The organism is Endozoicomonas sp. ONNA2 (genome assembly GCF_024606365.1).
Lineage (GTDB): Bacteria > Pseudomonadota > Gammaproteobacteria > Pseudomonadales > Endozoicomonadaceae > Endozoicomonas.
Genome location: NZ_JAHHPO010000598.1, coordinates 1 through 1,191 on the forward strand (window position 1 = coordinate 1; position 1,191 = coordinate 1,191).

Consider the following 1,191-nt stretch of genomic DNA (forward strand, 5'->3'; position numbering starts at 1 on the left):
CCCTTCGACAAGCTCAGGGTGAACGGAAATCGGGAACTTATTAAAACAATTCCTAAGCACATCCACCCGGAGCGTAAAAGGGCAACCCGGGGCTGGGACCTAGAGCATGAAGTCTTGCTGAATCCAGAACGGTCAGTCGCCGGGCAGCTGAGTCAAGCTTGTGAGTTGAGGCGACAACTATGTATGTTGACAAATACCGCACCAAACAGATACTTTTACTCGGTGATATAAGACAAAAGGTCAGGATTAATTACTAAGTTTCTAACTCCATGTGCATGATCTTCACTAAAAACGTTATTTTTACACCATGCTCCAACGGATTTAATATTGACTTTAGTTATTTTAGGGCGAACGCTCCAGGTAACTTGAAAAGCTGAGCCTTCTTGGTTGTAACCTGGGCCAGTTGTTGATCCCGCATATTCAATCGGCCTTCCTGTATAGTCAGGAATATTTAAAGCCTGATGAAAACCTTTTTTCTTTTGATGCCTTGTCAGTTCGATAAAGTCTTTAGCTGATTTATCATTGACAAGAACATATACTTGGGCTTCTACACGTAATTGAGGGTTTTTGATTGCATCATTAAAACATGCCCCCAACGTTGGCCCTGGTCTAACAGATGCTGTCGTGTACACATAGTGAACTTCTATTGTATCTCCAGAATTTAAGCTTCCGTGCTTGCCAGGGCATATTTCGGCATTTGCTGGAGATAATTCTGACTTTGTTAATCGGCCGGAATACTTATAGCCAGTCAAATACCCATGCCCATCACCATTACCTGCAAATTTGGTAAACTCACCACCCTTATGTTCTGCATTTTTGTGAAAGTGAATGTTGCATAGATGCATTTGTGTGTATGGAGGAGCATCACTGAAACTTATTTTGTTGGTTCCAATAACAGAGCGAATATCCCGTGGAGATTGGGGTCCAAACCCTTTTCCTGCGGTGTTTTTTTTCAGCATGACTCGTTGTTGATCAATAACTCCGTTAGAAACAATAGGAATTTCATTAAAAGCAATGGAATTTATAGATATTGTTGAAGCAGCTATTAATAAGTAAAAAGAATATATTCTCATCTTGATTTCCCTCTGTATGGGCTGGACAAAACTGGATTTGACTAGGAGACTGTCCTACTGCGTTTGCGATAAATTGGTCTAAAAATTCCTGCTTCTTCGTCAAATAGCCCCGCTATTC

1 protein-coding gene is annotated in these 1,191 nt (G+C 41.1%); it reads right to left on the bottom strand.

Annotation, left to right across the window (positions count from 1 at the left end; genetic code table 11):
* Window positions 1-215 precede the first annotated feature (215 nt).
* Window positions 216-1,073, bottom strand: a complete 858-nt coding sequence (locus KDK14_RS10590; RefSeq protein WP_257265074.1) for a delta-class carbonic anhydrase — start codon at window positions 1,071-1,073, stop codon at window positions 216-218.
* Between the last annotated feature and the right edge of the window lie 118 nt (window positions 1,074-1,191).

What these genes read in the sequence shown, in the direction of transcription:
- KDK14_RS10590 (WP_257265074.1), bottom strand. Translation starts at nt 1,073, where the DNA reads ATGAGAATATATTCTTTTTACTTATTAATAGCTGCTTCAACAATATCT.